The sequence below is a fragment of the Pseudomonas sp. R4-15 genome (assembly GCF_055768815.1).
Map to the genome: position 1 here is coordinate 2,078,454 of NZ_CM147293.1, position 22,321 is coordinate 2,100,774.

A 22,321-nucleotide genomic window follows, 5' to 3' on the forward strand; every position below is an offset into this window, starting at 1 on the left:
TAGGAGATCACCATTCATGTTCCGTTCCCCGCGTAGCCGGCTGGCCTGTGGCGTCAGCCTGGCGAGCCTGATGGGTGCGAGCGCACAGGCGCAGGAAGCCATCGAACTGGAAAGCGTCAACGTCGTCAGCGCCGCGGGCTATGAACAGAACATCGCCACGGCGCCGGCGAGCATTTCGGTGATCACCCGCGAGGACCTGGAGAAGCAGTCCTATACCAGCATCGTCGATGCGATGAAGAACATCCCCGGTGTGTACGTCACCGGTGGCGGCTCCAACCAGGACATCAGCATCCGTGGCATGAGTTCGTCCTACACCCTCTACCTCGTCGATGGCCGGCCGATCTCCGCCGGACGCTCGGTCAACACCAACGGCAGCGATGGAGGCAAGCAGATCGCCTTGCCGCCGTTGTCGATGATCGAGCGCATCGAGGTCATCCGCGGGCCGATGTCGTCGCTCTACGGTTCGGAGGCCATGGGTGGGGTGATCAACATCATCACGCGCAAGGGAGGCGATGAGTGGGCCGGCACGCTGTCGAGCGAATACTCGCGCTCGTTCAACGACCTCAACGAGGACCAGTCGGTGACCAGCGTCTATGCCGCTGGCGCGCTGGTGCCGAACCTGCTCGGCGCCAGCGTCAACGGCAGCTTCACGCGTACCGACGAGAGCGAATACGTCGGTGGCAGCGACGGTGCCGCCAGCGAGCCGGACGGCAAGCGCAAGCAGGGCGGAATCGAGCTCTACCTGACGCCCGACGACATGAACCGTTTCGCGGTCAGCTACGACGCTTCGCGCCTGGACGAAGTGAATCATCCCGGCAAGAGCGTGTTGCCGGTCTCCGAGGGCGGGGCCCGTTCGAGCACCGAGTACGACAAGGATGTGTATGTCCTGTCCCATGAGGGCTTCTACGACAGCTTCCAGGTCAAGACCTACCTGCAGCGTGACGTCTCCGAGCGGGTCCAGGAGCTCACCAAGGAGCAGGAAGTCACCGTCCTCAACAGTCAGGCCAGCTACTTCTGGGGCCCCCACGTGGTCACCTTCGGCGGGCGTTATACCCAGGAAGACCTGACGCGCAAGGACAACGGCCTGATCGGCACCGGCGTGGCCGATGCGCCGGGACACCTGGATCGCTGGCTGGCCGCGCTGTTCGCCGAGGTGGAGTGGGGCGTCACCGATGACCTGGCGATCACCACCGGGGTGCGCTACGACGACGATGAGTTCTTCGGTGGCCAGGTGTCTCCGCGCCTGTATGGCGTCTATACCTTCTCGCCGACCCTGACCCTCAAGGGGGGTATCTCCACGGGCTACCAACAGCCGTCGCTGACCGATGCTGCCGAAGGCTTCGGCCAGACCACTGGGGGCGGTGGCTGGCAGTCCTACGCGCCGCACGCCCGCGGCGCGATCATCGGCAACCCCGATCTGCAGCCGGAAACCAGCACCAACTACGAGGTGGGCTTCAACTACGACAACCGCGAACGGGGCCTGGCCTCGAGCCTGATGGTCTTCTACACCCAGTACAAGGACAAGATCTCCGAGGTTCGCACCTGCTCCACGGACGCCACGGGTAGCGCCAACCGTGACATCTATGCGAACTGGGCCTGTAGCTACGGTGGCGAGCAGTGGTACTTCCTCAGCACCCGCGTGAACGTCGACGAAGCGGTCATGCGGGGCGTGGAATGGACGGTCGATTACGCCTTCACACCATCGATGACCTTGCGCGGCAGCTACACCTACACCGAGTCCGAGCAGAAGACCGGTGACTACCAGGGCGAGCCGCTGAACAAGCAGCCCAAGCACATGGCCAACGCATTGCTCGACTGGGCCGTGACACCGCGCCTGGACGCCTGGCTGCAGGGCAACTACCGCAGCAAGACCTCCGATTACCTGAGCCGCACCAGCATGAGCGAAGGCACGCCGGGTTATGGCTTCATCGACATCGGCATGGTCTACGCGCTGACCCGTGACGTCGACCTGAAGGTCGGTCTGTACAACGTCGCCAATAAGGAAGTCACCAACGAGGACTACGAGGCGGTGCTCGATGGGCGGCGGCTCAACGTCGGTTTGACGATGGACTTCTGATCCATCCTCGATAGCAGGCGCCACGGACGACGGTACCGCGAGGCCGTCGCCCGTGGCGTCCGTGTTTTTGGGAATTGATTGCATTTGGACGTTGCAATTCGACGCCAAGACGGCACAGTAGTCGGTGCCATTCCCTTGCTCGCCCGCCGGATTTCCCGATGCCGCTTCGCACGTTGTCTCTCTGCCTGCTCCTGGGCCTCATGCCCTGCGCCCTGGCCCAATCCCGCATCGATAGCGTCATGCCCGAGACTCTTGTCGATCATCGCTCCGCCTTCTACGACTTCAATGCACGCGACTTCGACGCCGTCGATGGCGCGCGGCACTACCGCGTCTGGATCGCCACGCCGAAGGCCAAGGCGCCGACGAAGGGTTTTGCGGTGCTCTACCTGCTCGATGGCAACGCGGCGCTGAGTGCGCTCGATGACAGCCACTTGCAGGCCCTGCAGGACGATCCGCCGGTGCTGGTGTTCCTCGGCTACGCCAATGGCCAGCGTTTCGACCTGGAGGGGCGTGCCTATGACTACACCCCGGCAGTCAACGGCGATATCGATATGCGCGACGCGCTCGCCGACGGCCGGCGCAACGGTGGCGCGGGGGCGTTCCTCGATCTGCTGGAGCGCCAGGTGATGCCCTGGGTGGCGTCCCAGGTGCCGCTGGACAGTGAGCGTCGCACCCTCTGGGGACATTCCTACGGTGGCCTGCTGACCTTGCATACGTTGTTCACCCGACCGCAGCTGTTCACCCGCTACGTGGCGGCCGATGCTTCCCTGTGGTGGCACGACGGCTACCTGCTGGAGGAGGCTGCAGCCTTCGACTCTGTGCCGGGCGAGCGGCGGCTCGCGTTGCTGGTGGGCGATGCGGACGTCTCCCGGCGCAGCGCCCCCCCGGGTGCCGACCCGGCCAGGGTCGCCGCGCGACGGGCGGCGGTGAGCGCGGTGCCCAGGGATGCGGCAAGGCAATTGGGCGCGCGCCTGGCGCAGGTGCCCGGCCTGCGGGTCGACTATCAGCGCTTCGCCGGTGCCGACCATGGTCGCATGCTGGCGTTGAGCCTGCCCGAGGCCCTGAGGATGGCGCAGGCGCGTTGAGCTGAACCCGCTTCACGGAAATATCAGGAACCGCTCGGCTAGCGCCGGGCGGCGGATTGGCGGTGGTATCATGGCGGCTCCTGTTTTTCGGATGGATTCGCCCTCCATGACTGTGCAGTACCCAACCATCGCCGAGTGCATCGGCAATACGCCTCTGGTGCGCCTGCAGCGTCTGCCGGGGCAGACCAGCAACCTGGTGCTGCTCAAGCTCGAAGGCAACAATCCGGCCGGTTCGGTGAAGGACCGTCCTGCGCTGTCGATGATCGAACGCGCCGAGGCACGCGGCGACATCCAGCCCGGCGACACCCTGATCGAAGCGACCTCCGGCAACACCGGCATCGCCCTGGCCATGGCCGCGGCGATCAAGGGCTACCGCATGATCCTGATCATGCCGGACAACTCCACCGACGAGCGCAAGTGGGCGATGACCGCCTATGGCGCCGAGTTGATCCTGGTGAGCAAGGAGCAGGGCATGGAAGGCGCCCGCGACCTCGCCGAACAGATGCAGCGCGAAGGGCGCGGCAAGCTGCTCGACCAGTTCGCCAATGGCGACAACCCCGAGGCCCACTACCGTGGCACCGGTCCGGAAATCTGGCGGCAGACGGCCGGCGGCATCACCCACTTCGTCAGCTCCATGGGTACCACCGGTACCATCATGGGCACCTCGCGTTACCTCAAGGAGCAGAATCAGGCGATTCAGATCATTGGCCTGCAGCCGATGGAAGGTTCCGCGATTCCCGGCATCCGCCGCTGGCCGCAGGAGTATCTGCCGAAGATCTACCAGGCCGAGCGGGTCGACCGGGTCATCGACATGTCCCAGGCCGAGGCCGAGGAAACCATGCGCCGACTGGCGCGGGAGGAGGGCATCTTCTGTGGCGTGTCCTCGGGTGGCGCGGTGGCTGCGGCCCTGCGTCTGAGCGCCGAGGTAGAGAATGCGGTCATCGTCGCGATCATCTGCGACCGCGGCGATCGCTACCTCTCCAGCGGCATCTATGCGCGCTGATCATGGCCAAGCGTAACGGTGGACTGCGCCTGCAGTCGGGCGGCGGCGAAAGGCGCTCGGCGGCAGCCTTGCCGGTGGGCAAGAAGCAGCGCCTGCAGGTCGAGCGCCTGGCGCACGACGGCCGTGGCATCGCCTTCGTCGAGGGGCGCAGTTGGTTCGTCAGCGGCGCGCTACCGGGCGAAACGGTCGAGGCGCGGGTGCTGGCGGCGCGCAGCCAGGTGGTGGACGCTCGTGTCGAGCGCGTCCTCGACGCTTCGCCCGAGCGGCGTACCCCGCCGTGCGAGTACTACGGTCGCTGCGGTGGCTGCTCGTTGCAGCACCTGCCCCATGCTGAACAACTTGCCCTGAAACAGCGCAACCTCGCCGATCAGTTGGAGCGTGGTGCGCGGCTGCACGTGCGGCATTGGGCGGCGCCGCTGTCTGGAGACGAACTGGCCTATCGGCGCCGCGCACGCATTGCCGTGCGCTGGGATGCGAAGCGCCAGGCGCTGGAGGTCGGCTTCCGCGCCGCTGCCAGTCAGGCGATCGTCGAAGTCAGTCATTGCCCGGTGCTGGTACAGCCCTTGCAGCCGCTGCTCGAAGCGTTACCGGGGATGCTTCGCGAGCTCGATGCGCCCCGGGCGATTGGCCACGTCGAACTCTTCCAGGGCGTTCAGGCGGCGCTCTTGGTCAGGCATACCGCGGCCCTGGGCGATGCCGATCTGCAACGCCTGCGGGCATTCACCCAGGCGCATGCCGCACAGCTCTGGTTGCAGGGGGCCGGCGAGCCGCAAAGCGACTCGCCGCAAGCGGGGTACCCACTGGAGGGCATGACGCTGGGCTATCGTCCGGGGGATTTCGTCCAGGTCAACGGCGAGCTGAACCAGGCGATGGTCGCCCAGGCGCTCGAATGGTTGGCGCCGCGGGCGGATGAACGCGTGCTGGACCTGTTCTGCGGCCTGGGCAATTTCGCCCTGCCGCTGGCGCGCCGCGCGCAGGCGGTGGTGGGTGTCGAGGGCGTCGCGGGAATGGTCGAGCGCGCCCGCGCGAATGCCCAGGCCAATGAGCTGGGCAATGCGCACTTTTTTCAGGCCGACCTGTCGAAGCCGCTGGCCTCGGCGGGCTGGGCCGAAGGCGGGTTCTCCGCCGTGCTGCTGGATCCGCCGCGCGATGGCGCGCTGGAGGTGGTGCGGCAACTGGATGGGTTGGGCGCGCAGCGGGTGCTGTACGTGTCCTGCAACCCGGCGACCCTGGCGCGCGATGCCGCGCAACTGGTCGCCCAGGGGTTTTCCCTGGTCCGCGCCGGGCTGATCGACATGTTTCCGCAAACGGCGCATGTCGAGGCCATGGTTCTGTTCGAGAGGTAGGTGGTCGCGGGCGCGACTGCATGCAGGTTATTCCGACCGGCCCATAGAAGGCCGGCGTCAAGGGCGCCCTCGGGACGCCTAGGGAAGCGAAATGGTACAGGTAAGAGCGCAACAGCCAGTCAACAACGACGGCAGCATCAACCTCGAGGCCTGGCTCGATCATGTGATCGGCCTGGACCCGGCGCTGGACCGGGAGGCCCTGCGCGATGCGTGCGAGTTTGCCCGCGAGGCCGAACAGCGCGCCAAGGAAGGGCAGCACTCCTGGGGTGAGGACGCCTCGTGCTTCACCACCGGCCTGGAGATCGCCGAGATCCTCGCCGATCTCAAGCTCGATCAGGACTCCCTGGTCGCGGCGGTGCTCTATCGCGGCGTTCGCGAAGAGAAGATCGCCCTGGCCGACGTGTCCCCGCGCTTCGGTGCGGTGGTCGCCAAGCTGATCGAGGGCGTGCTGCGCATGGCCGCGATCAGCGCCAGCCTCAATCCCCGGCAGTCGCTGGTGCTCGGCTCGCAGACGCAGGTGGAAAACCTGCGCAAGATGCTCGTGGCGATGGTCGACGACGTGCGCGTGGCGCTGATCAAGCTGGCCGAGCGCACCTGCGCGATTCGTGCGGTGAAGAACGGCGATGACGAAAAGCGCCAGCGCGTCGCCCGCGAAGTCTTCGATATCTATGCGCCGCTGGCGCACCGCCTGGGCATCGGCCACATCAAGTGGGAGCTGGAGGACCTGTCCTTCCGTTACCTGGAGCCGGAGCAATACAAGCAGATCGCCAAGCTGCTGCACGAGCGCCGCCTGGATCGCGAGCAGTACATCAATCGGGTGATGGATCAGTTGCGCGAGGAACTGGCCGCCACCGGCATCAAGGCGGACATCAGCGGGCGCGCCAAGCACATCTATTCCATCTGGCGGAAGATGCAGCGCAAGGGCCTGCAGTTCAGCCAGATCTACGACGTCCGTGCGGTGCGCGTGCTGGTCCCGGAAATGCGCGACTGCTACACCGCGCTGGGCATCGTGCACACCCTCTGGCGGCACATTCCCAAGGAGTTCGACGACTACATCGCCAACCCCAAGGAGAACGGCTACCGCTCCCTGCACACAGCGGTGATCGGCCCGGACGGCAAGGTGCTGGAAGTGCAGATCCGCACCCACGCCATGCACGAGGAAGCCGAGCTGGGCGTCTGCGCCCACTGGAAGTACAAGGGCACCGACGTCAAGAGCACCTCCAGCCACTACGAAGAGAAGATGGCCTGGTTGCGCCAGGTGCTCGAATGGCACGAGGAGCTGGGCGACATCGGCGGCCTGGCCGAGCAGTTGCGCGTGGACATCGAGCCGGACCGGGTTTACGTGTTCACCCCCGACGGCCACGCCATCGACCTGCCCAAGGGCGCCACGCCGCTGGACTTCGCCTACCGGGTGCACACCGAGATCGGCCACAACTGCCGCGGCGCCAAGGTCAACGGGCGCATCGTGCCGCTCAACTACGGGCTGCAGACTGGCGAGCAGGTGGAGATCATCACCAGCAAGCAGGGTTCGCCGAGCCGTGACTGGCTCAACCCGAACCTGGGCTACGTCACCACCAGCCGTGCCCGGGCGAAGATCGTCCACTGGTTCAAGCTGCAGGCACGCGACCAGAACGTCGCCGCCGGCCGTGCGTTGCTCGAACGTGAGCTGGGGCGCATGGACCTGGCGCAGGTGGACTACGAGCGGTTGGCCGAAAAGGTCAACCTGAAGACCGCCGAAGACATGTACGCGGCGCTCGGTGCCGGCGACATCCGCCTGGCTCACGTGGTCAACCAGGCCCAGTCGCTGGTCGAGCCGGAGCGCGGCAGCGAGCAGTTGGAACTCATTCCCCGGCGGGGCGGCAGCAGCAACAAGCCGGGTCGTCGGGGCGATATCCAGATCCAGGGCGTGGGCAACCTACTGACGCAGATGGCGGGTTGCTGCCAACCGCTGCCGGGAGATCCCATCGTCGGTTACATCACCCTGGGGCGTGGCGTCACCATTCACCGCCAGGATTGCCCGACCGCCCTACAACTGGCGGCCCGCGAACCCGAGCGGACCATCCAGGTCAGTTGGGGGCCGGTGCCGGTGCAGACCTATCCGGTGGACATCCTGATCCGTGCCTACGATCGCTCCGGCCTGCTGCGCGACGTCTCCCAGTTGCTGCTCAACGAGCGTCTCAATGTGTTGGCGGTGAACACCCGCTCGAACAAGGAGGACAACACCGCCTCCATGCAACTGACCATCGAGATCCCCGGGCTCGATGCGCTCGGTCGCCTGCTCGGGCGCATCTCGCAGTTGCCCAACATCATCGATGCGCGACGTAATCGCGGGCCCGGTGCATGAGCCGTTATTCGCTGGACGACCTGCTGGCGCTGATGGCTCGGCTGCGCGACCCGCAGCGGGGGTGCCCGTGGGATCTGCAGCAGGACTATGCGAGTATCGTGCCGCACACCCTGGAAGAGGCCTACGAAGTGGCCGACACCATTGAGCGCGGCGCCTTCGCGGAGTTGCCCGGCGAGCTCGGTGACCTGTTGTTTCAGGTCGTCTACTACGCCCAGTTGGCGAAGGAGGAAGGGCGCTTCGAGTTCGCCACGGTGGTCGATGGGATCACTCGCAAGCTGCTGCGTCGGCACCCCCATGTGTTCCCCGATGGCGATCTTTACGGCTCGCCGGACCTGCCGCGTCTTTCCGAGGCGCAGATCAGGCAGCGCTGGGAGGAGATCAAGGCCGAAGAGCGCGCCGAGCGTGCCGCGGCGCCCGAGCAGCTTTCGCTGCTCGATGACGTGCCGTCGGGGCTGCCGGCGCTCTCCCGTGCGGCAAAGTTGCAGAAGCGCGCCGCCAACGTCGGCTTCGACTGGCCGTCCGCCGCGCCGGTGGCGGACAAGCTCGCCGAGGAGATGGACGAGTTGCGCCAGGCACTGGCGGGCGACGACGCTACGGCGGTCTTTGAGGAACTGGGGGATGTGCTGTTCAGCGCGGTGAATCTCGCCCGTCACCTGCAGCTAGACCCAGAGGCCGCGCTGCGCGCGGCGAACGGCAAGTTCGAGCGACGCTTCCGGCATATCGAGGCCCGCTTGCGCGAGAGTGGACGAGCGCCGCAAGGTTGTTCGCTGGAAGAACTCGACGCGCTGTGGAACGAGGCCAAACAGGCCGAACACCCTTGCGCCTGAGGCGCCGAGCCGCCACGATTGGCGACCCCGATGCCGGTACGACCGGCGATTTCACATGACTGTCCGGATGCAAGACGACCCACGACCATGAGCATGTCCCTTCGCGATCAATTGTTGAAAGCCGGCCTGGTGAATGAGAAGCAGGCCAAGCAGGCCGATCGGCAGAAAAACAAGCAGCAGCGCATGGAGCGCAAGGGCCAGGTCGAGAAAGACGACGCCCAGCGCCAGGCCGCACTCAAGGCTCAGGAAGAGAAAGCCAGCCGCGATCGCGAGCTGAACCGCCAGCAGCAGGAAAAAGCCGATCAGAAAGCACGCGCGGCGCAGGTCAAGCAACTCATCGAGCGCTCGCGACTGCCCAAGCTCAAGGGCGAGGATTACTACAATTTCGTCGACGACAAGAAGGTCAAGCGCATCGTCGTCAATGGCATGCTGCGCGACAAACTTTCCCGTGGCTCCCTGGCCATCGTGCGGCACGAGGGTGGCTACGAAATGATTCCGCGTGAAGCGGCGTTGAGAATCCAGGAGCGCGATCCGAAGCGGATCATTCTGCTCAACACGCCGACCGAAGCGCCGGAGGAGGACGATCCTTACGCCGCCTACCAGATCCCCGATGACCTCATGTGGTGAGGCGGGGCTGGTTTGGATGAACGGGCTCCCCGGCAACGGGGAGCCCGTTTCATTTCGGCGTCAGGCCGAGAACTGTCCGTCCTCGATCTCTTGCCGGTAGGCGTGGGCCTGGGATTCGTCCTGGAAAATACCGACTAGCTGGCCATTTTGCAGTACATCCCATACGCGGGTACCCATGGCCAGGGCTTCCTGGGAGAGATGTTGTTCGTCACGCTCGGACACGATCACGTTCATTACTTCTTCTCCTTTGCAACATCTGGTTGCAACTCTTTTATACGAGCTGTTGCCGGAACGAATAAGTACGGAGATTCGAACAGTCTGTTCGAGTTGCGACGATATGTCGCACCCTGCGCACGCTCGCGCGCGCATTGAAAGCCCTCAAGGACGAGGGTTTCGGCGGGGTGATGGGTGGGCGGGGGAGAGGCGGCGCTCTGGCTGGGGCAACGTGCGTCTATTCAGTCGACGTTAAGCCAGGCCCCTCTCCCGACAGGGAAGAGGGGGAGACGAAGTGGAAAGTGACGACATACCTGGACGTGATCGAGGCGATCAGCTACCGGAAACCTTGCGGCCGTCCACTTCGCCATCCTTGAGCATGATCTGGTACTCCTTGCCGTCCTTCTCGACCTGATGCAGGCGCACCAGCAGGTAGTCCCAGTCCTTGGCGAACCAGAGGATGGTCTTGCGGTTGCTGCGGCCCGGGTCGCGCACGCGTTCGACCTTGATGGCGTCCAGCTTGCCGGCGCGGGTGCGCACCACTTCCTCGCCGAGCACGCGGAAGTCGTAGGTCTCGATCTCGTCGCCGTCGATCACCTGATAGCTCATGCTCTGCTGGCCGTCGGCGACGGCCTGCTGCAGGGCGATCTGGTAGGTGGAGCGGTCGAGCAGGCCGCGATTCAGCGGGAAGCTCACCGGGTCGCCGCGATCCTCGCCGGTGACCTGCTTGGCGCTCCAGTCGAAGTTGAGCTCCACCGACTTGCCGCTGCCCAGGCCGGTACGCTCCTGGTGATAGCGGATAGGCAGCAGGACATCTTTGTCATCGCTGAACAGGCTCTGTTCGCTGAAACCGGCGACCAGCATCGAGGCTTCGAAGTCCAGACGCCAATGGCCGTCGTCTTCGCGGGTCAGGTGGCGTTCGGCGCTGCCGCTGACCGGGACCTGTTTCCAGTCAGCGGTGTAACTGGCGGTGAAGGGTTTGAGTTCGGCGGCCTGGGCCTGCAGAGCGAGCAGGGACAGGGCGAGCAACAAGACGCGTCGCATGGCTACTCCTAGCGATTGATGAGCCGACCGCTGGCGGGCAGCGGTTCGCCGTCCAGCATCGCGGCTTGGGCCTCCAGGCGCAAGCGGCCTTGGGCAAACCAGCGCACGACCTGGGGGTAAAGGCGATGTTCCAGGGCATGCACGCGCAACGCCAGTTGCTCGGGCGTGTCGGTGGACAGGACGGGGGTGCTGGCCTGGGCGATGAGGGCACCGCCATCGAGTTCCTCGGTGACGAAATGCACGCTGCAACCATGCTCGGCATCGCCTTCCTGCAGCGCTCGCGCATGGGTGTTCAGGCCTTTGTGGCGCGGCAGCAGGGAGGGATGGATGTTCAGCAGTCGCCCGGCGTAATGGCGTACGAAGCCCGGACTGAGGATGCGCATGAAGCCGGCGAGCACCACCAATTGGGGCTCGAAGGCGTCGATGCACCGCGCGAGGGCCCTGTCGAAGGTTTCGCGGTCTGCGTATTGGCGATGGTCGAGCACCTGGGTTTCGATGCCGGCCTGCCGGGCTCGAGTCAGCCCGTAGGCGTCGGCACGGTTGCTGATGACCGCGCGAATGCGCCCCGGGTGTTCGTCCCGGGCGCAATCGTCGATCAGCGCCTGGAGGTTGCTGCCGCCACCGGAGATCAGCACCACCAGGTCGCAGGTCTTGGGCATCAGTGGTTTTTCAGGTTGTTCAGTTGGACCTGGGCGGCGCCTTCGGCGGCGGTCTGGATGCTGCCGATGACCCAGGGCTGTTCGCCGGCTTCACGCAGGCAGGCCAGTGCCGCTTCTACTGCGTCGGCGGCCACGCAGATGACCATGCCCACGCCGCAGTTCAGTACGCGGTGCATTTCGTGCTCGTCGACGTTGCCTTTTTCCTGCAGCCAGTCGAACACCGCCGGACGCTGCCAGCTGGCCACGTCGATCACGGCCTGGGCGCCCTCGGGGAGCACGCGCGGGATGTTGTCGAGCAGGCCGCCGCCGGTGATGTGCGCCATGGCCTTGACCGCGCCGGTCTGCTTGATCAGTTGCAGCAGCGCTTTGACGTAGATGCGCGTGGGCGCCATCAGCAGGTCGGTCAGCGGCGTACCGTCGAGCTGGATCTGCTCGATGTCGGCGCCGGAGACCTCGATGATCTTGCGGATCAGCGAGTAACCGTTGGAGTGCGGGCCGGACGAGGGCAGGGCGATCAGCGCGTCGCCGCTGGCGACCTTGGAGCCGTCGATGATCTCGGACTTTTCCACCACGCCGACGCAGAAGCCGGCCAGGTCGTAGTCTTCGCCTTCGTACATGCCGGGCATTTCGGCGGTCTCGCCGCCTACCAGCGAGCAACCCGCCAGTTCACAGCCCGCGCCGATTCCCGTCACCACGGTGGCGGCGACATCGACGTTGAGCTTGCCGGTGGCGTAGTAGTCGAGGAAGAACAGCGGTTCGGCGCCGCAGACCACCAGGTCGTTGACGCACATGGCGACCAGGTCCTGGCCGATGCTGTCGTGCTTGTTCAGGTTCAGCGCCAGGCGCAGCTTGGTGCCGACGCCGTCGGTACCGGAGACCAGCACCGGCTGCTTGTAGCCGGCCGGGATTTCGCACAGCGCGCCGAAGCCGCCCAGGCCGCCCATCACTTCAGGACGAGCGGTACGCTTGGCGACGCCTTTGATGCGCTCGACCAGGGCTTCGCCGGCGTCGATGTCCACACCGGCGTCTTTGTAGCTGATGGAGGGTTGCTTGCTCATGATCCAGGCCTTTGGAGAAAAAATCGCAGGGCGACCGGGACGCACGCAGGCCCGCGTGGCGGGACTGTCGGGGCCGGTCTCGGAGGCGCGCGATTCTAGCAGGCTTGGGGGGCGCTCACCACCGAGGGCGCGGTTTCTGCTGACGGGAAAGCGGCTCCAGGTTGCCCGCCGTCCGGCGGCTGTTTAAGGTATGGCTTTACGTCTGCCTCCCTGCCCGGAACCCCCCATGCGCCTGATCGCTTCGCTGCTGTTGTCCTGCCTGTGCCTGCTCGCTCTGCCGAGCCAGGCGGAAACGCTGGGCGGTCTTTATCGCGTCAGCGAACCGGTCCAGGGCCAGCAGGCAGAGGCGCGTGATGCGGCTCTGCAGGCTGCGCTGGCAACGTTGATTCAGCGGCTCACGGGTGATCCGAAGGCGGCGGATGCCTCGTCGCTGTCGGCGCTGCGGGCAGATCCGCAGCAGCTGGTGGTGCAGTACGGTTACGAGAACGACCGCCTGGTGGTCGAGTTCGACCCGCAAGCCACCGCCCGCGCACTGCGTGAGGCCGGGCTGGGGCTGTGGGGCGCCAACCGTCCTTCGCTGCTGGTCTGGTGGCTTGCCGAGGATACCGAGGGCAGCAATCTGGTCGCCGATGGTCAGCCGTCGGCCCAGCCGCTGCGTGATGCCGCGCAGCATCGCGGCCTGGCCCTGCGCTTGCCGTTGGCCGATCTGCAGGAGCAACTCGCCGCGACGCCTGACGCACTGGCCAATCTCGCGGGGCTGGAAAACCTGGCCGGACGCTACGCCGCCGATGGCCAGCTGGGCGTTTATGCGCGGCAGCAGGATGATGGCTGGCGTGCACGTTGGACCTTGCAACTGGCCGATACGCGTGAGCAGGGCGAGGCGTCGGGGGCTACCCCGCAGGCGCTGGCCGACAGCGTGTTCGCCACGGTGATCGAACGACTGGCACCGCACTACCGGGTCACCGCCGGACAGTCGGGGCCGTTGCGCGTGGAGATCGATGGCGCCAACCTGGCGCGCTATGCCCAGGTGCAACAGTTGCTAGAACCTTTCGCGGCGCAGCTCGAGGCGGTCGATGGCGATAGCCTGGTGTTCCGCGTCAGTGCCAGCAGCGAGCAATTGCGTGCGCAGTTGGCGCTCGCCCGCCTGCGCGAGCTGCCCGTGGAGGCTGCTCCGGCACCGCAACCGGCGCCCGTCGATGGCGCGCCTGTGGAGCCGCAGGCCTCGCCGCAGAGCCCTGTGGATCTGCGCTTCGGCTGGTAAACGCGGCTGCAGCCGGCGAGCGATGCGTATAAACTGCGCGCCTTCACGACCACCGCAGCGGCCGAGCCCGCTGCGCCTCCGACAAGATGCCCCCAGGGCCTGTTGAACGCCACGATGAAACCGATCCAGCTGCCACTCGGGATACGTCTGCGTGACGATGCGACCTTCGCCAATTTCTATCCGGGGGCGAACGCTGCCGCGTTGGGCTATGTCGAGCGCCTGTGCGATGCGGATGCTGGCTGGGCGGAAAGCCTGATCTACCTGTGGGGTGCGCTCGGTGCGGGGCGCAGCCATTTGTTGCAGGCTGCCTGCCTGCGCTTCGAGCAGAAGCGCGAGCTGGCCGTCTACCTGCCGCTGGCCGATGTCGCCCAGCATGGCATTCAGTTGCTGGATAACCTGGAACAGTGCGAGCTGGTCTGCCTGGACGACCTGGACGCGGTGGTTGGCGATCCGGTGTGGGAGGAGGGCCTGTTCCACCTGTTCAATCGCCTGCGCGATGCGGGACGCCGGCTGTTGATCTCGGCCAGCGCCTCGCCGCGGGAGCTGGGTGTCCATCTGCCGGACCTGCAGTCGCGCCTGAGCCTGGCGCTGGTCTTCCAGATGCGCGGGCTGTCCGACGAGGACAAGTTGCGCGCCCTGCAACTGCGCGCTTCACGGCGCGGCCTGCACCTCAACGACGAGGTGGCGCGTTTCATCCTCACCCGTGGCTCGCGGAGCATGAACGACCTGTTCGATTTGCTCGAGGAGCTGGACAAGGCGTCCCTGCAGGCGCAGCGACGGCTGACGATTCCTTTCCTCAAGGAAACGCTCGGCTGGTAGCTTCCCCTCTCCCCCAGCCCCTCTCCCGCAAGGGGCGAGGGGAGTGTAGTGGTCAACAATTCCCGGACACAGAATTGAGTTGTTCCTCTGCAACCGCAGGCGGCACAAAGCCGTTGTGTTGATGCGGTCTGATCCAGTTGTAGCGCGTGAGGTAACGGCCAATATCCTGCTCAGCCATGGCCTGGTTCAGGTACCCCGTCGCAGGTACCCACTCGGTTTTCAAGCTGCGAAACAGTCGCTCCATCGGTGCGTTGTCGTGGCAGTTTCCGCGGCGACTCATGCTCTGTGTCATGCGATAGCGCCATAGGCGCTGGCGGAAGCTGCGGCTAGCGTATTGGCTACCTTGGTCGCTATGAAACAGCACGCCACTTGGCCGTCCACGCACGGCATAGGCCTTGTCGAGTGCCTTGATCACCAGTTCGGCGTCTGGCTTCTCCGAAAGTGCCCAACCCACGGCTCGGCGGCTGTACAAATCCATCACGACCGCTAGGTAATGCCATCGTCCCTGTGTCCAGATGTAGGTGATATCGCCGCACCAGACGCGGTTGGGCGCTGCAACCGTGAATTGGCGTGCAAGACGATTGGGAATGTCGGGGCGCTCAACGTTGGCGTGCTTATAGACGTGAACACCGGGCTGCTTGCTGACCAATCCCAGCGCTTTCATCACGCCTCGAACCTTGAAACGGCCCACTTCCGTGCCTTCGTCCTTCAACATGGCCACGATGCTGCGGCTACCCGCCGAACGACGGCTTTGGCTGAACAGTTCATGGATGCGACTACGCAAACCTACCTGCCGGACATCGATGTGACGGCGACGGGCCTGGTGGGCGTAATAGCAGGATCGAGGGAGCTCAAACACCGAGCACAGCAGATGTACCGGATAGCGTGCGGTCAGCCGCCGAATCGAACTCAACGTCTGCGCCCGTGTTCCTCGGCCATCAAGAGCGCAGTAGCCTCCTTTAAGATTTTCTTCTCAAGCTCCAGCCGGTTAATCCGCGCCTGGAGCTGCTGAATGGTTTGCTGCTCAGCCGTGAGAGCCTTGGCTGTCGGGGTAATACCGCCACGCTCCTGTTGCAACTGACTCACCCAGCGCCTGAGTGCCGTTTCGCCCACATCAAGCGATCGGGCTGCCTCGGCACAGCTGTAGCCCTGATCGAGTACTAGGCAGGCTGCCTCATGTTTGAACTCGGGGGTGAAGGTACGTCTTGGTCTGCTCATCAAACACCTCTGTCTGGCGATCATCTTCGCCTAAAAAGGTGTCCGGGGTTAGTAGACCACTACAGTGCTGCCCATGCCCTGGAAAGAGACTTGTGTAATGGATTTGAAGGTAAAGCTGATTGCCGACTGGCTAAGCGCCCGGTACTCGATTAGTGAGCTTGCCGTGGGCTATGGGCTGAGCCGCAAGACCGTCTATAAATGGATCGAGCGCTATCAGCGGGCGGGAGCCGAGGGTTTGGTGGAGCGCTCTAAAGCCCCTCACAGCTGCCCGCATGCGGTAAATCCGCAGGTGGCTGAGCAGATCGTAGCCGTCAAGAAAGAGCATCCCAGCTTTGGTCCCAAGAAGGTGATTGAACTGCCCTGGGTTTCGTGGAGGCCTCAACTCTTGAGAAGATGAGGCCATGAGAAAGACCACGACCTACTCCCCTGAAGTCCGTGAACGTGCCGTACGCATGGTTCTGGAGCACCTGAACGACTACCCCTCCGAGTGGGCTGCCATTGAAGCCATAGCGCCGAAGATTGGCTGCGCCGCACAAACCCTGCATGGCTGGATTCGTCGCCATCAGACCGACGCCGGCCAACGTCCTGGGCCGACCACTGAAGAGCGTGAACGCATCAAAGCCCTGGAGCGCGAAAATCGCGAGCTGCGAAAAGCCAACGAGATTCTGCGCCTGGCCAGTGCGTATTTTGCCCAGGCGGAGCTCGACCGCCGCACCAAGTCCTGAGGGCCTTTGTCGATCAGCATCGTGACCGTCTCGGGGTCGAGTCGATCTGCCGTGTCTTGCGGATCGCCCCGTCCGGTTACCGCAAGCATGCGGCGCAGCAGCGCAACCCGGCACTGCGCTGCTGCCGTGCTCGACGCGATGACGCATTGATCTTGGAAATCCAGCGCGTATGGGACGACAACATGCAGTGCTATGGCGTGGTGAAGGTCTGGAAGCAGCTGCGGCGAGAAGGCATCGAGGCTGCCAGATGCACGGTAGAGCGATTGATGCGTCTGGCTGGATTACAGGGCATAAGGCGCGGCCAGATCCTGCGCACAACGGTGGCCGGCGACAAGTCGCTCTGCCCGCTGGATCGTGTGCAACGCCAGTTCCATGCCGACCGCCCAAATCAGCTGTGGGTGTCGGACTTCACGTATGTCTCGACCTGGCAGGGCTGGCTGTATGTGGCCTTCGTGATTGATGTCTTTGCGCGGCGCATCGTCGGCTGGCGAGTCAGTACCAGCATGAAGACCGACTTCGTACTGGATGCCCTGGAGCAAGCCCTGTATGCCCGCCAGCCACATCGCACGGGGAGCCTGATCCATCATAGCGACCGTGGCAGCCAGTACGTCTCTATTCGCTACACCGAGCGGCTGGCAGAGGCCGGCATTGAGCCCTCAGTTGGCAGCAAGGGCGATAGCTACGACAACGCCTTGGCCGAAACCATCAACGGGCTGTACAAGGCCGAGCTGATTTACCGTCAATCATGGAAGAGCCGCGAAGCTGTTGAGATGGCGACTTTGAAATGGGTGCACTGGTACAACCACCAACGCCTGCTGAGCTCAATCGGATATATCCCGCCCGCGGAGGCTGAGGCAAACTTCCACCAGCAACAAGCAAGTCAGGCCATGGCGGCCTGACTTAAACGAAACGGCCTCCACAAAAGCCGGGGCGGTTCAGATGGACCTGTTGCGCCGCGAGCGGCCTGGCCACGATTGGCCGGCGGACAGTACCGCCGGTGAGGTGCTCAAGTCTGCTGGGCTGGTCAAACAGCGGCGCTATCGTAGGCCCTATCCAGCGGCGCCCGAGCCCTTCGAGCTAGGCCGCAGCAACAATGCGTTGTGGAGCGCGGACTACAAAGGTCAGTACGTTACGCAGGGCGGGCACTGGTGCTATCCCTTGACGGTGACGGACAACGCCAGCCGTTTCCTGCTTGGCTGCCATGCCGTGCAGGCCCCTGATTACGCGCAGGCCAAGCCAATCTTCGAATGGGTTTTCCATGAGTATGGCTTGCCCGAGGGGCTCTTGACCGACAACGGCTCCCCCTTTGCCAGTCGAGGCGCGGGAGGCCTGACGCGCTTGTCGAAGTGGTGGGTTGAACTAGGCATCCGAGTGCATCGCACCCAGCCGGGCACGCCGACGCAAAATGCTCGTCATGAGCGCATGCATGGATCACTCAATCGGGCTATCGATGATCAGCTGCGTGGAACGTCGGCGCTCGCTCAACAGGCAGCATTAGCCGCATTTCGCAAGGAGTTCAATGAGCACCGTAGCCATGAAGGCTTGGACAGATATACGCCAGCGAGCCTATATCAAGCCTCGCTGCGCCGGTATTCGCCAGTGCAGCGGCCTGTCGAGTACAACGAGGACCAGCAGGTACGCAACGTTCGACAAAACGGTGAGATCAAGTGCAAAGGCCGCCTCGTTTACATCAGCGAGCTGCTAGCCCAGCATCGTGTGGGGTTACGTGAAGTCGATGATGGACGCCTGGAGGTGCGTTATAGCTTTCACCTGCTGGGTTACATCAACCTGCAGACTTCACGATTGGAGCCCGCATCCCAATGGCATGCGAGGGGAAAGGTGTAACCCATGCTGCCGGTTTAATTTGTTACCTATGCTCCGGTTGCACAGAGAGGGGCAATAGGCGCCCGCTGGCCCGCTTAGTCTTCGCCCTGACGCCGGCGCTGTAGCTGGAAGCCCCAGCGGGTATAGAGCAGTGCGGCGCTGAACAGCAGCAGGCTGAGCAGCGCCTCCAGCCAGCCGAAGATCATCCGCGCCGGATCGATGGCCGCCAGCACACCTTGTATGAAGTACAGGTTGACGATGAAGCAGGTCCAGGCGTGCGCCCGCGGGCTACCGCCGAGCATGCCCGGCAGCACCAGCACCAGCGGAATCAGGGCAATGCTCAGGACCACCCAGGTGCGGGCACCGTGCAGGTCGGCGAACACCAGGTTCCAGATGGCAATCAGGGCGAACAGTGCCAGATAACTGGCCAGCGCCACCTGGCGGGCCAGGCGCGCTCGCGGTTCCAGCCACTCCAGGGTGGGCAGGGGTTTGCGTTGGCGGGCCATCAGCGCAGCTTCTCCATGCCGGGCAGTACCTGGGCGAGATGCGCCAGGCGCAGGCCGAGGGCGCGACACAGCTCGGCTTCGTCGGCATCCAGTTCGCGCTTGCCATCGGCGCCGGCATGGTGGCTGGCGCCATAGGGCGTACCGCCACCCTGGCTGCGCAGCAGCGCCGGTTCGCTGTAGGGCAGGCCGCACACCAGCATGCCGTGGTGCAGCAATGGCAGTAGCATCGACAGCAGCGTGGTCTCCTGGCCGCCGTGGAGGCTGGCGGTGGAGGTGAAGGCGGCGGCCGGCTTGCCGATCAACTCGCCGGTCATCCACAGACTGCTGGTGCCGTCGAGGAAGTGCTTGAGCGGGGCGGCCATGTTGCCGAAGCGGGTCGGACTGCCCAGCGCCAGGCCGGCGCAGTTGCGCAGGTCGTCGAGGGTGGCATACACGGCGCCCTCGGCGGGCACCTCGGGGGCTACCGAGGCGCACTCGGCGGACACTTCGGGGACCGTGCGCAGGCGCGCCTCCAGGCCGCCGCGCTCGATGCCGCGGGCAATCTGCCGGGCCATCTCGGAGGTGGCGCCGTGACGGCTATAGAAAAGCACCAGGACGTAGGGTGGGTTCACGGCAGGATCTCCAGTACGCGCTCCGGCGGGCGACCCACCACGGCGCGGTCGCCGGCCACCAAGATCGGCCGCTCGATGAGCTTGGGATGTGCGACCATCGCCTGAATCAAGGCTTCATCGTCCAGTTTCGCGTCCGCCAGCCCCAGCTCCCGATACTCGTCCTCGCCGCTGCGCAACAGCTGACGCGGGGATAATCCCAGGCGCGCGAGCAGGGTGCGCAACTGGGCGGCGTCCGGCGGTGTCTCCAGATAGCGCACCACCTGCGGCTGCAGGCCGCGCTCTTCGAGTAGCGCCAGAGCGGCGCGGGACTTCGAACAACGCGGATTGTGGTAGTAGGTGAGTTCGCTCATGGGATCGGGCTCCTGCCTTGGGGCCGCATAGTCTAACCGCCCTGCCTGGCCAGGGGCAGATTAGAGGGAAAGGCAAATGCAAGAACGGATGGTCGCAGGGCTGGAATTTTGCTGGTTCCTGATACGGCGCTTCCTCGCCGACCACGGACCCAACAGCGCCGCGGCGTTGACCTATACGACGCTGTTCGCGGTGGTCCCGCTGATGACCGTGACCTTCGCCATGCTGTCGGCGGTGCCGGCGTTCCAGGACATGGGCGAAATCATCCAGAGCTTCATCTTCCGTAATTTCGTCCCTGCTGCCGGCAGTGCGCTGCAGGAGCATTTGCGTGGCTTCAGCACCCAGGCTCGCCAGCTGACCTGGGTCGGCATCCTGTTCCTGATGGTCAGCGCGCTACTGATGATGGTGACCATCGAGAAGGCCTTCAACACCATCTGGCGGGTGCAGCGTCCGCGGCGCGGGGTGAGCAGCTTCCTGATCTACTGGGCAATTCTCAGCCTGGGGCCGCTGCTGTTGGGCGTAGGCTTCGCCATCAGCACCTATGTCGCTTCTTTCTCACTGCTCTCGGGGCCTGACGCGCTGATCGGCACGGCGACGCTGTTTCACCTGATGCCGCCGCTGCTCAGCGTGGCAGCCTTCACGCTGCTCTATGCGGCGGTGCCGAATACGCGCGTGCCGCTGCGCCACGCGCTGGTGGGGGGCGCGTTCTGTGCGGCGCTGTTCGAGGTCGCCAAGCAATTGTTCAGCCTGTGGGTCGGCTTCTTTCCCGGCTATCAGTTGATCTACGGGGCCTTCGCGTCCGTGCCGCTGTTCCTGTTGTGGGTCTACCTGTGCTGGATGATCGTCCTGCTCGGCGCGGAGCTGGTCTGCAACCTGTCGGCGCCGAGGGCGGCGCGGCGGCGTGGCATGCCGCGTCTGCTGGCCTTGTTCGGCGTACTGCGCCTGCTGCACGATGCGCAGTTGCAGGGGCGTTCGCTGCGCTCGGCGGACCTGAAGAAGGGCGGCTGGGCGATGGCCGACGAGCAATGGCACGAGCTCATCGACTTCCTCGAGCGCGAGCGCCTGGTTTGTGCCGTGAGTGGCGGTGCCTGGGTGCTCTGTCGAGATCTGCGCAGCTATCCGGTGCTGCGCCTGATTCGCTACAGTCCCTGGCCAATGCCGCGTCCGGAGCAGTTGCCCGGTAGGCTGGAGGAGGCCTGGTATCCTGCCTTGCGCGAATGCCTGCAGCGGCTCTACGACTGCGAGGAACGCGCGTTGGAGGCGATGCTGGGGGACTGGTTGAAAGGGGAGACGCGGAGTGAAGTGGCTTAAGTTATGGGCGCTGGCGCTACTGCTCGCTGGTTGTGGTGCCGACTACGGCACGGACCAGCAGGGGCGACCGGTGGCCGCGGAGCAGTTGGACGGACACTGGTTGGTGATCAACTACTGGGCGCAGTGGTGCGGGCCTTGTCGCACGGAAATTCCCGAGCTCAATCAGCTAGCCAGCCAGCCGCCGGAGGGCGTGCAGGTGATCGGAGTCAATTACGATGGCCTGCGCGGTGATGACCTCGCCCAGGCGGTGCAGGAAATGCACATCGCCTTCCTGGTTCTGCAGCAGGACCCGGCGCAGCGGTACGGTCTGGGGCGTGCGCAGGTGCTGCCCAGCACCTTCATCGTCGATCCGCGCGGCAAGCTGCGTGAGACCCTGGTGGGGGAGCAGACGTCGGCCGGGTTGCGCGAGGTGCTGCAGCGTCTGCGCAAGGCGGATGGCGCCTAATTACACGGGGCGCGATGGCGGTGTCAGGGCGCCGCTGAAGGGGCCGGCTTGTCGAGCAACTGGTCGAGAAACGCCTGCTGCAGCTCCGGATCGTTGTGGGTCAGCTCGATCAGGCTCTGCTCCAGTTCGTTCGCCTCTTCCTCCAGGCCCAGTTCCGACAGCCGCCGTACCCGGTGTACCCATTGCTCGACACCCTCCTCTTCGAGATCGTCGAAGATCAGCGCATGAGCTTCCTGGAGCTTGCCACGCAAGTCGCGAGAAACACCCAGGCTGGCCTGCGCGTGTACGCCGTCCTGGGGATCGAGCACGCTCAGCTGCAGGCGCGTGACGCGCTCCAGTGGCGTGTCGGAGAAAGGCGCGTCGAGTAGGTTGAGGCGCAGCACGCCATTGCCATCGGTGAGCAGTTCGTGGGTTTCTTCGCCGGTGACGACGTTTACCGGACGTTGTGCCCAGGGCAAGCTGGCGTAGTCGGTCTGGCGATCGATCAAACGTTCCTCGACCGACGCCAGATTCTGTTGCGCACGGCCGTTGGACTGCACGTTCATGAACGGATTGAGCCCGGCGAAGCCGTAGCTGATCCAGCCGCGCGTGGCGCTTTCCGGCAGGCTGCCGAGCAGCACCACGTTGAGTACGTTGGCGCCGATGCCGGCGACCACCGCCACCGCGCCCACGGGAATTTCATAGAGTTCGCGCCATGCCTGGTAGGGCGTGTAGCGATCGTAGCGCCGGGTGACCTCGAAGCGGGCGACCTCGAAGGTCTTCTGGTCGAGCACCTGGATACGTCGCTGCGGCAGTTCCAGCACTGCCGGTTGCCCGGTCTCGATCTGCAACTGGTGGTCGAGCAGGGTACGTTCGATGCGTTCTTCGTGTTCGCTGCGCTGCGGAAGCTGGTTGGCGCAGCCCGCCAGCAGCAGGCAGAAGGTAGCGCCGCCGAGGCGGCGCGAGAGGTTCGAGGACATGATGGCCCGGT

23 protein-coding genes and 1 other annotated feature are annotated in these 22,321 nt (G+C 64.8%); of the genes, 14 read left to right on the top strand and 9 right to left on the bottom strand.

Going from position 1 to position 22,321, the window contains the following annotated elements; translation table 11 throughout:
• Window positions 1–16: 16 nt before the first annotated feature.
• From ACYRGX_RS09940 to ACYRGX_RS09970, 7 genes are all read left to right on the top strand, one after another.
• On the top strand, window positions 17–2,077 hold the full coding sequence (locus tag ACYRGX_RS09940; RefSeq protein ID WP_473056397.1) for a TonB-dependent receptor domain-containing protein: 2,061 nt from the start codon (window positions 17–19) through the stop codon (window positions 2,075–2,077).
• A 239-nt stretch (window positions 2,078–2,316) separates the two neighbouring features.
• On the top strand, window positions 2,317–3,162 hold the full coding sequence (locus ACYRGX_RS09945) for an alpha/beta hydrolase (RefSeq protein ID WP_473056398.1): 846 nt from the start codon (window positions 2,317–2,319) through the stop codon (window positions 3,160–3,162).
• Between the two features lie 106 nt (window positions 3,163–3,268).
• Entirely contained in the window at window positions 3,269–4,165 is an 897-nt protein-coding gene (cysM, locus tag ACYRGX_RS09950; RefSeq protein WP_473056399.1) for a cysteine synthase CysM, read from the top strand.
• Window positions 4,166–4,167: 2 nt separating this feature from the next.
• Entirely contained in the window at window positions 4,168–5,511 is a 1,344-nt protein-coding gene (rlmD, locus tag ACYRGX_RS09955) for a 23S rRNA (uracil(1939)-C(5))-methyltransferase RlmD (RefSeq protein WP_473056400.1), read from the top strand.
• Between the two features lie 91 nt (window positions 5,512–5,602).
• The gene (gene relA / locus ACYRGX_RS09960; RefSeq protein ID WP_473056401.1) at window positions 5,603–7,855 is read left to right on the top strand and encodes a GTP diphosphokinase; all 2,253 of its coding nucleotides are present in this window, start codon (window positions 5,603–5,605) and stop codon (window positions 7,853–7,855) included.
• Window positions 7,852–8,682, top strand: a complete 831-nt coding sequence (mazG, locus tag ACYRGX_RS09965; RefSeq protein ID WP_473056402.1) for a nucleoside triphosphate pyrophosphohydrolase — start codon at window positions 7,852–7,854, stop codon at window positions 8,680–8,682. The genes relA and mazG overlap by 4 nt, the downstream gene beginning before the upstream one ends.
• A gap of 87 nt (window positions 8,683–8,769) precedes the next feature.
• A complete protein-coding gene (locus tag ACYRGX_RS09970) occupies window positions 8,770–9,309 on the top strand; it encodes a DUF2058 domain-containing protein (RefSeq protein WP_473056667.1) in 540 nt (179 codons plus the stop codon).
• Window positions 9,310–9,369: 60 nt separating this feature from the next.
• Here the strand turns inward: ACYRGX_RS09970 and ACYRGX_RS09975 are convergent, their stop codons facing one another.
• The 4 genes from ACYRGX_RS09975 to purM form a co-directional block, all read right to left on the bottom strand.
• Window positions 9,370–9,543, bottom strand: a complete 174-nt coding sequence (locus ACYRGX_RS09975) for a hypothetical protein (RefSeq protein WP_473056403.1) — start codon at window positions 9,541–9,543, stop codon at window positions 9,370–9,372.
• 312 nt (window positions 9,544–9,855) lie between these two features.
• On the bottom strand, window positions 9,856–10,566 hold the full coding sequence (locus tag ACYRGX_RS09980) for a DUF3108 domain-containing protein (protein WP_473056404.1): 711 nt from the start codon (window positions 10,564–10,566) through the stop codon (window positions 9,856–9,858).
• Window positions 10,567–10,574: 8 nt separating this feature from the next.
• Entirely contained in the window at window positions 10,575–11,225 is a 651-nt protein-coding gene (gene purN / locus ACYRGX_RS09985; RefSeq protein WP_473056405.1) for a phosphoribosylglycinamide formyltransferase, read from the bottom strand.
• On the bottom strand, window positions 11,225–12,283 hold the full coding sequence (gene purM / locus ACYRGX_RS09990; RefSeq protein WP_473056406.1) for a phosphoribosylformylglycinamidine cyclo-ligase: 1,059 nt from the start codon (window positions 12,281–12,283) through the stop codon (window positions 11,225–11,227). Before purM ends, purN begins: the two co-directional genes overlap by 1 nt.
• A 226-nt stretch (window positions 12,284–12,509) precedes the next feature.
• Between purM and ACYRGX_RS09995 the strand changes: the two genes are divergently transcribed.
• Together ACYRGX_RS09995 and hda are read left to right on the top strand one after the other, a co-directional pair.
• Window positions 12,510–13,544, top strand: a complete 1,035-nt coding sequence (locus tag ACYRGX_RS09995; RefSeq protein WP_473056407.1) for a DUF2066 domain-containing protein — start codon at window positions 12,510–12,512, stop codon at window positions 13,542–13,544.
• Between the two features lie 114 nt (window positions 13,545–13,658).
• The gene (gene hda / locus ACYRGX_RS10000) at window positions 13,659–14,363 is read left to right on the top strand and encodes a DnaA regulatory inactivator Hda (RefSeq protein WP_473056408.1); all 705 of its coding nucleotides are present in this window, start codon (window positions 13,659–13,661) and stop codon (window positions 14,361–14,363) included.
• A 52-nt stretch (window positions 14,364–14,415) separates the two neighbouring features.
• Here hda and ACYRGX_RS10005 read toward each other — a convergent pair.
• Window positions 14,416–15,581 (bottom strand): IS3 family transposase gene (locus ACYRGX_RS10005; RefSeq protein WP_473053033.1). Its coding sequence is split into 2 segments (ribosomal slippage): window positions 14,416–15,320 and window positions 15,320–15,581, totalling 1,167 coding nucleotides; the frame shifts between segments, so codons are not numbered across the junction.
• Between the two features lie 97 nt (window positions 15,582–15,678).
• Here ACYRGX_RS10005 and ACYRGX_RS10010 point away from each other — a divergent pair.
• The 3 genes from ACYRGX_RS10010 to ACYRGX_RS10020 all read left to right on the top strand — a co-directional run bounded on the left by ACYRGX_RS10010 (window position 15,679) and on the right by ACYRGX_RS10020 (window position 18,151).
• Complete coding sequence (locus tag ACYRGX_RS10010; RefSeq protein WP_473056409.1) at window positions 15,679–15,978, top strand: helix-turn-helix domain-containing protein; 300 nt, start codon at window positions 15,679–15,681, stop codon at window positions 15,976–15,978.
• A 4-nt stretch (window positions 15,979–15,982) separates the two neighbouring features.
• Window positions 15,983–17,205, top strand: a protein-coding gene (locus ACYRGX_RS10015; protein ID WP_473053591.1) for an IS3 family transposase whose coding sequence is annotated in 2 segments (ribosomal slippage) — window positions 15,983–16,268 and window positions 16,268–17,205 — 1,224 coding nt in all. Because the reading frame shifts where the segments join, the coding sequence is not laid out codon by codon here.
• Window positions 16,261–16,377: a sequence feature (AL1L pseudoknot), on the top strand. It overlaps the preceding gene by 117 nt.
• Window positions 17,206–17,245: 40 nt before the next feature.
• The gene (locus ACYRGX_RS10020) at window positions 17,246–18,151 is read left to right on the top strand and encodes an integrase core domain-containing protein (protein ID WP_473056410.1); all 906 of its coding nucleotides are present in this window, start codon (window positions 17,246–17,248) and stop codon (window positions 18,149–18,151) included.
• A gap of 74 nt (window positions 18,152–18,225) precedes the next feature.
• Here ACYRGX_RS10020 and ACYRGX_RS10025 read toward each other — a convergent pair whose 3' ends face one another.
• Genes ACYRGX_RS10025 through arsC form a run of 3 tightly spaced genes read right to left on the bottom strand, consistent with a single transcriptional unit; the run spans window position 18,226 to window position 19,597 of the window.
• Window positions 18,226–18,636: a DUF2069 domain-containing protein gene (locus tag ACYRGX_RS10025; protein ID WP_473056411.1), complete on the bottom strand. Its 411-nt coding sequence runs from the start codon at window positions 18,634–18,636 to the stop codon at window positions 18,226–18,228.
• Complete coding sequence (gene wrbA / locus ACYRGX_RS10030) at window positions 18,636–19,247, bottom strand: NAD(P)H:quinone oxidoreductase (protein ID WP_473056412.1); 612 nt, start codon at window positions 19,245–19,247, stop codon at window positions 18,636–18,638. The genes ACYRGX_RS10025 and wrbA overlap by 1 nt, the downstream gene beginning before the upstream one ends.
• Window positions 19,244–19,597: an arsenate reductase (glutaredoxin) gene (arsC, locus tag ACYRGX_RS10035; protein WP_473056413.1), complete on the bottom strand. Its 354-nt coding sequence runs from the start codon at window positions 19,595–19,597 to the stop codon at window positions 19,244–19,246. The genes wrbA and arsC overlap by 4 nt, the downstream gene beginning before the upstream one ends.
• 76 nt (window positions 19,598–19,673) lie before the next feature.
• Here arsC and ACYRGX_RS10040 point away from each other — a divergent pair, with 76 nt between their 5' ends.
• Both ACYRGX_RS10040 and ACYRGX_RS10045 read left to right on the top strand, forming a co-directional pair.
• Window positions 19,674–20,906 (top strand): YihY family inner membrane protein, encoded by a 1,233-nt coding sequence (locus ACYRGX_RS10040; protein ID WP_473056414.1) that lies wholly within the window; start codon window positions 19,674–19,676, stop codon window positions 20,904–20,906.
• A complete protein-coding gene (locus ACYRGX_RS10045; protein ID WP_473056415.1) occupies window positions 20,893–21,351 on the top strand; it encodes a TlpA family protein disulfide reductase in 459 nt (152 codons plus the stop codon). Before ACYRGX_RS10040 ends, ACYRGX_RS10045 begins: the two co-directional genes overlap by 14 nt.
• Window positions 21,352–21,374: 23 nt before the next feature.
• Here ACYRGX_RS10045 and ACYRGX_RS10050 read toward each other — a convergent pair whose 3' ends face one another.
• The gene (locus ACYRGX_RS10050) at window positions 21,375–22,310 is read right to left on the bottom strand and encodes a hypothetical protein (protein ID WP_473056416.1); all 936 of its coding nucleotides are present in this window, start codon (window positions 22,308–22,310) and stop codon (window positions 21,375–21,377) included.
• Window positions 22,311–22,321 lie beyond the last annotated feature (11 nt).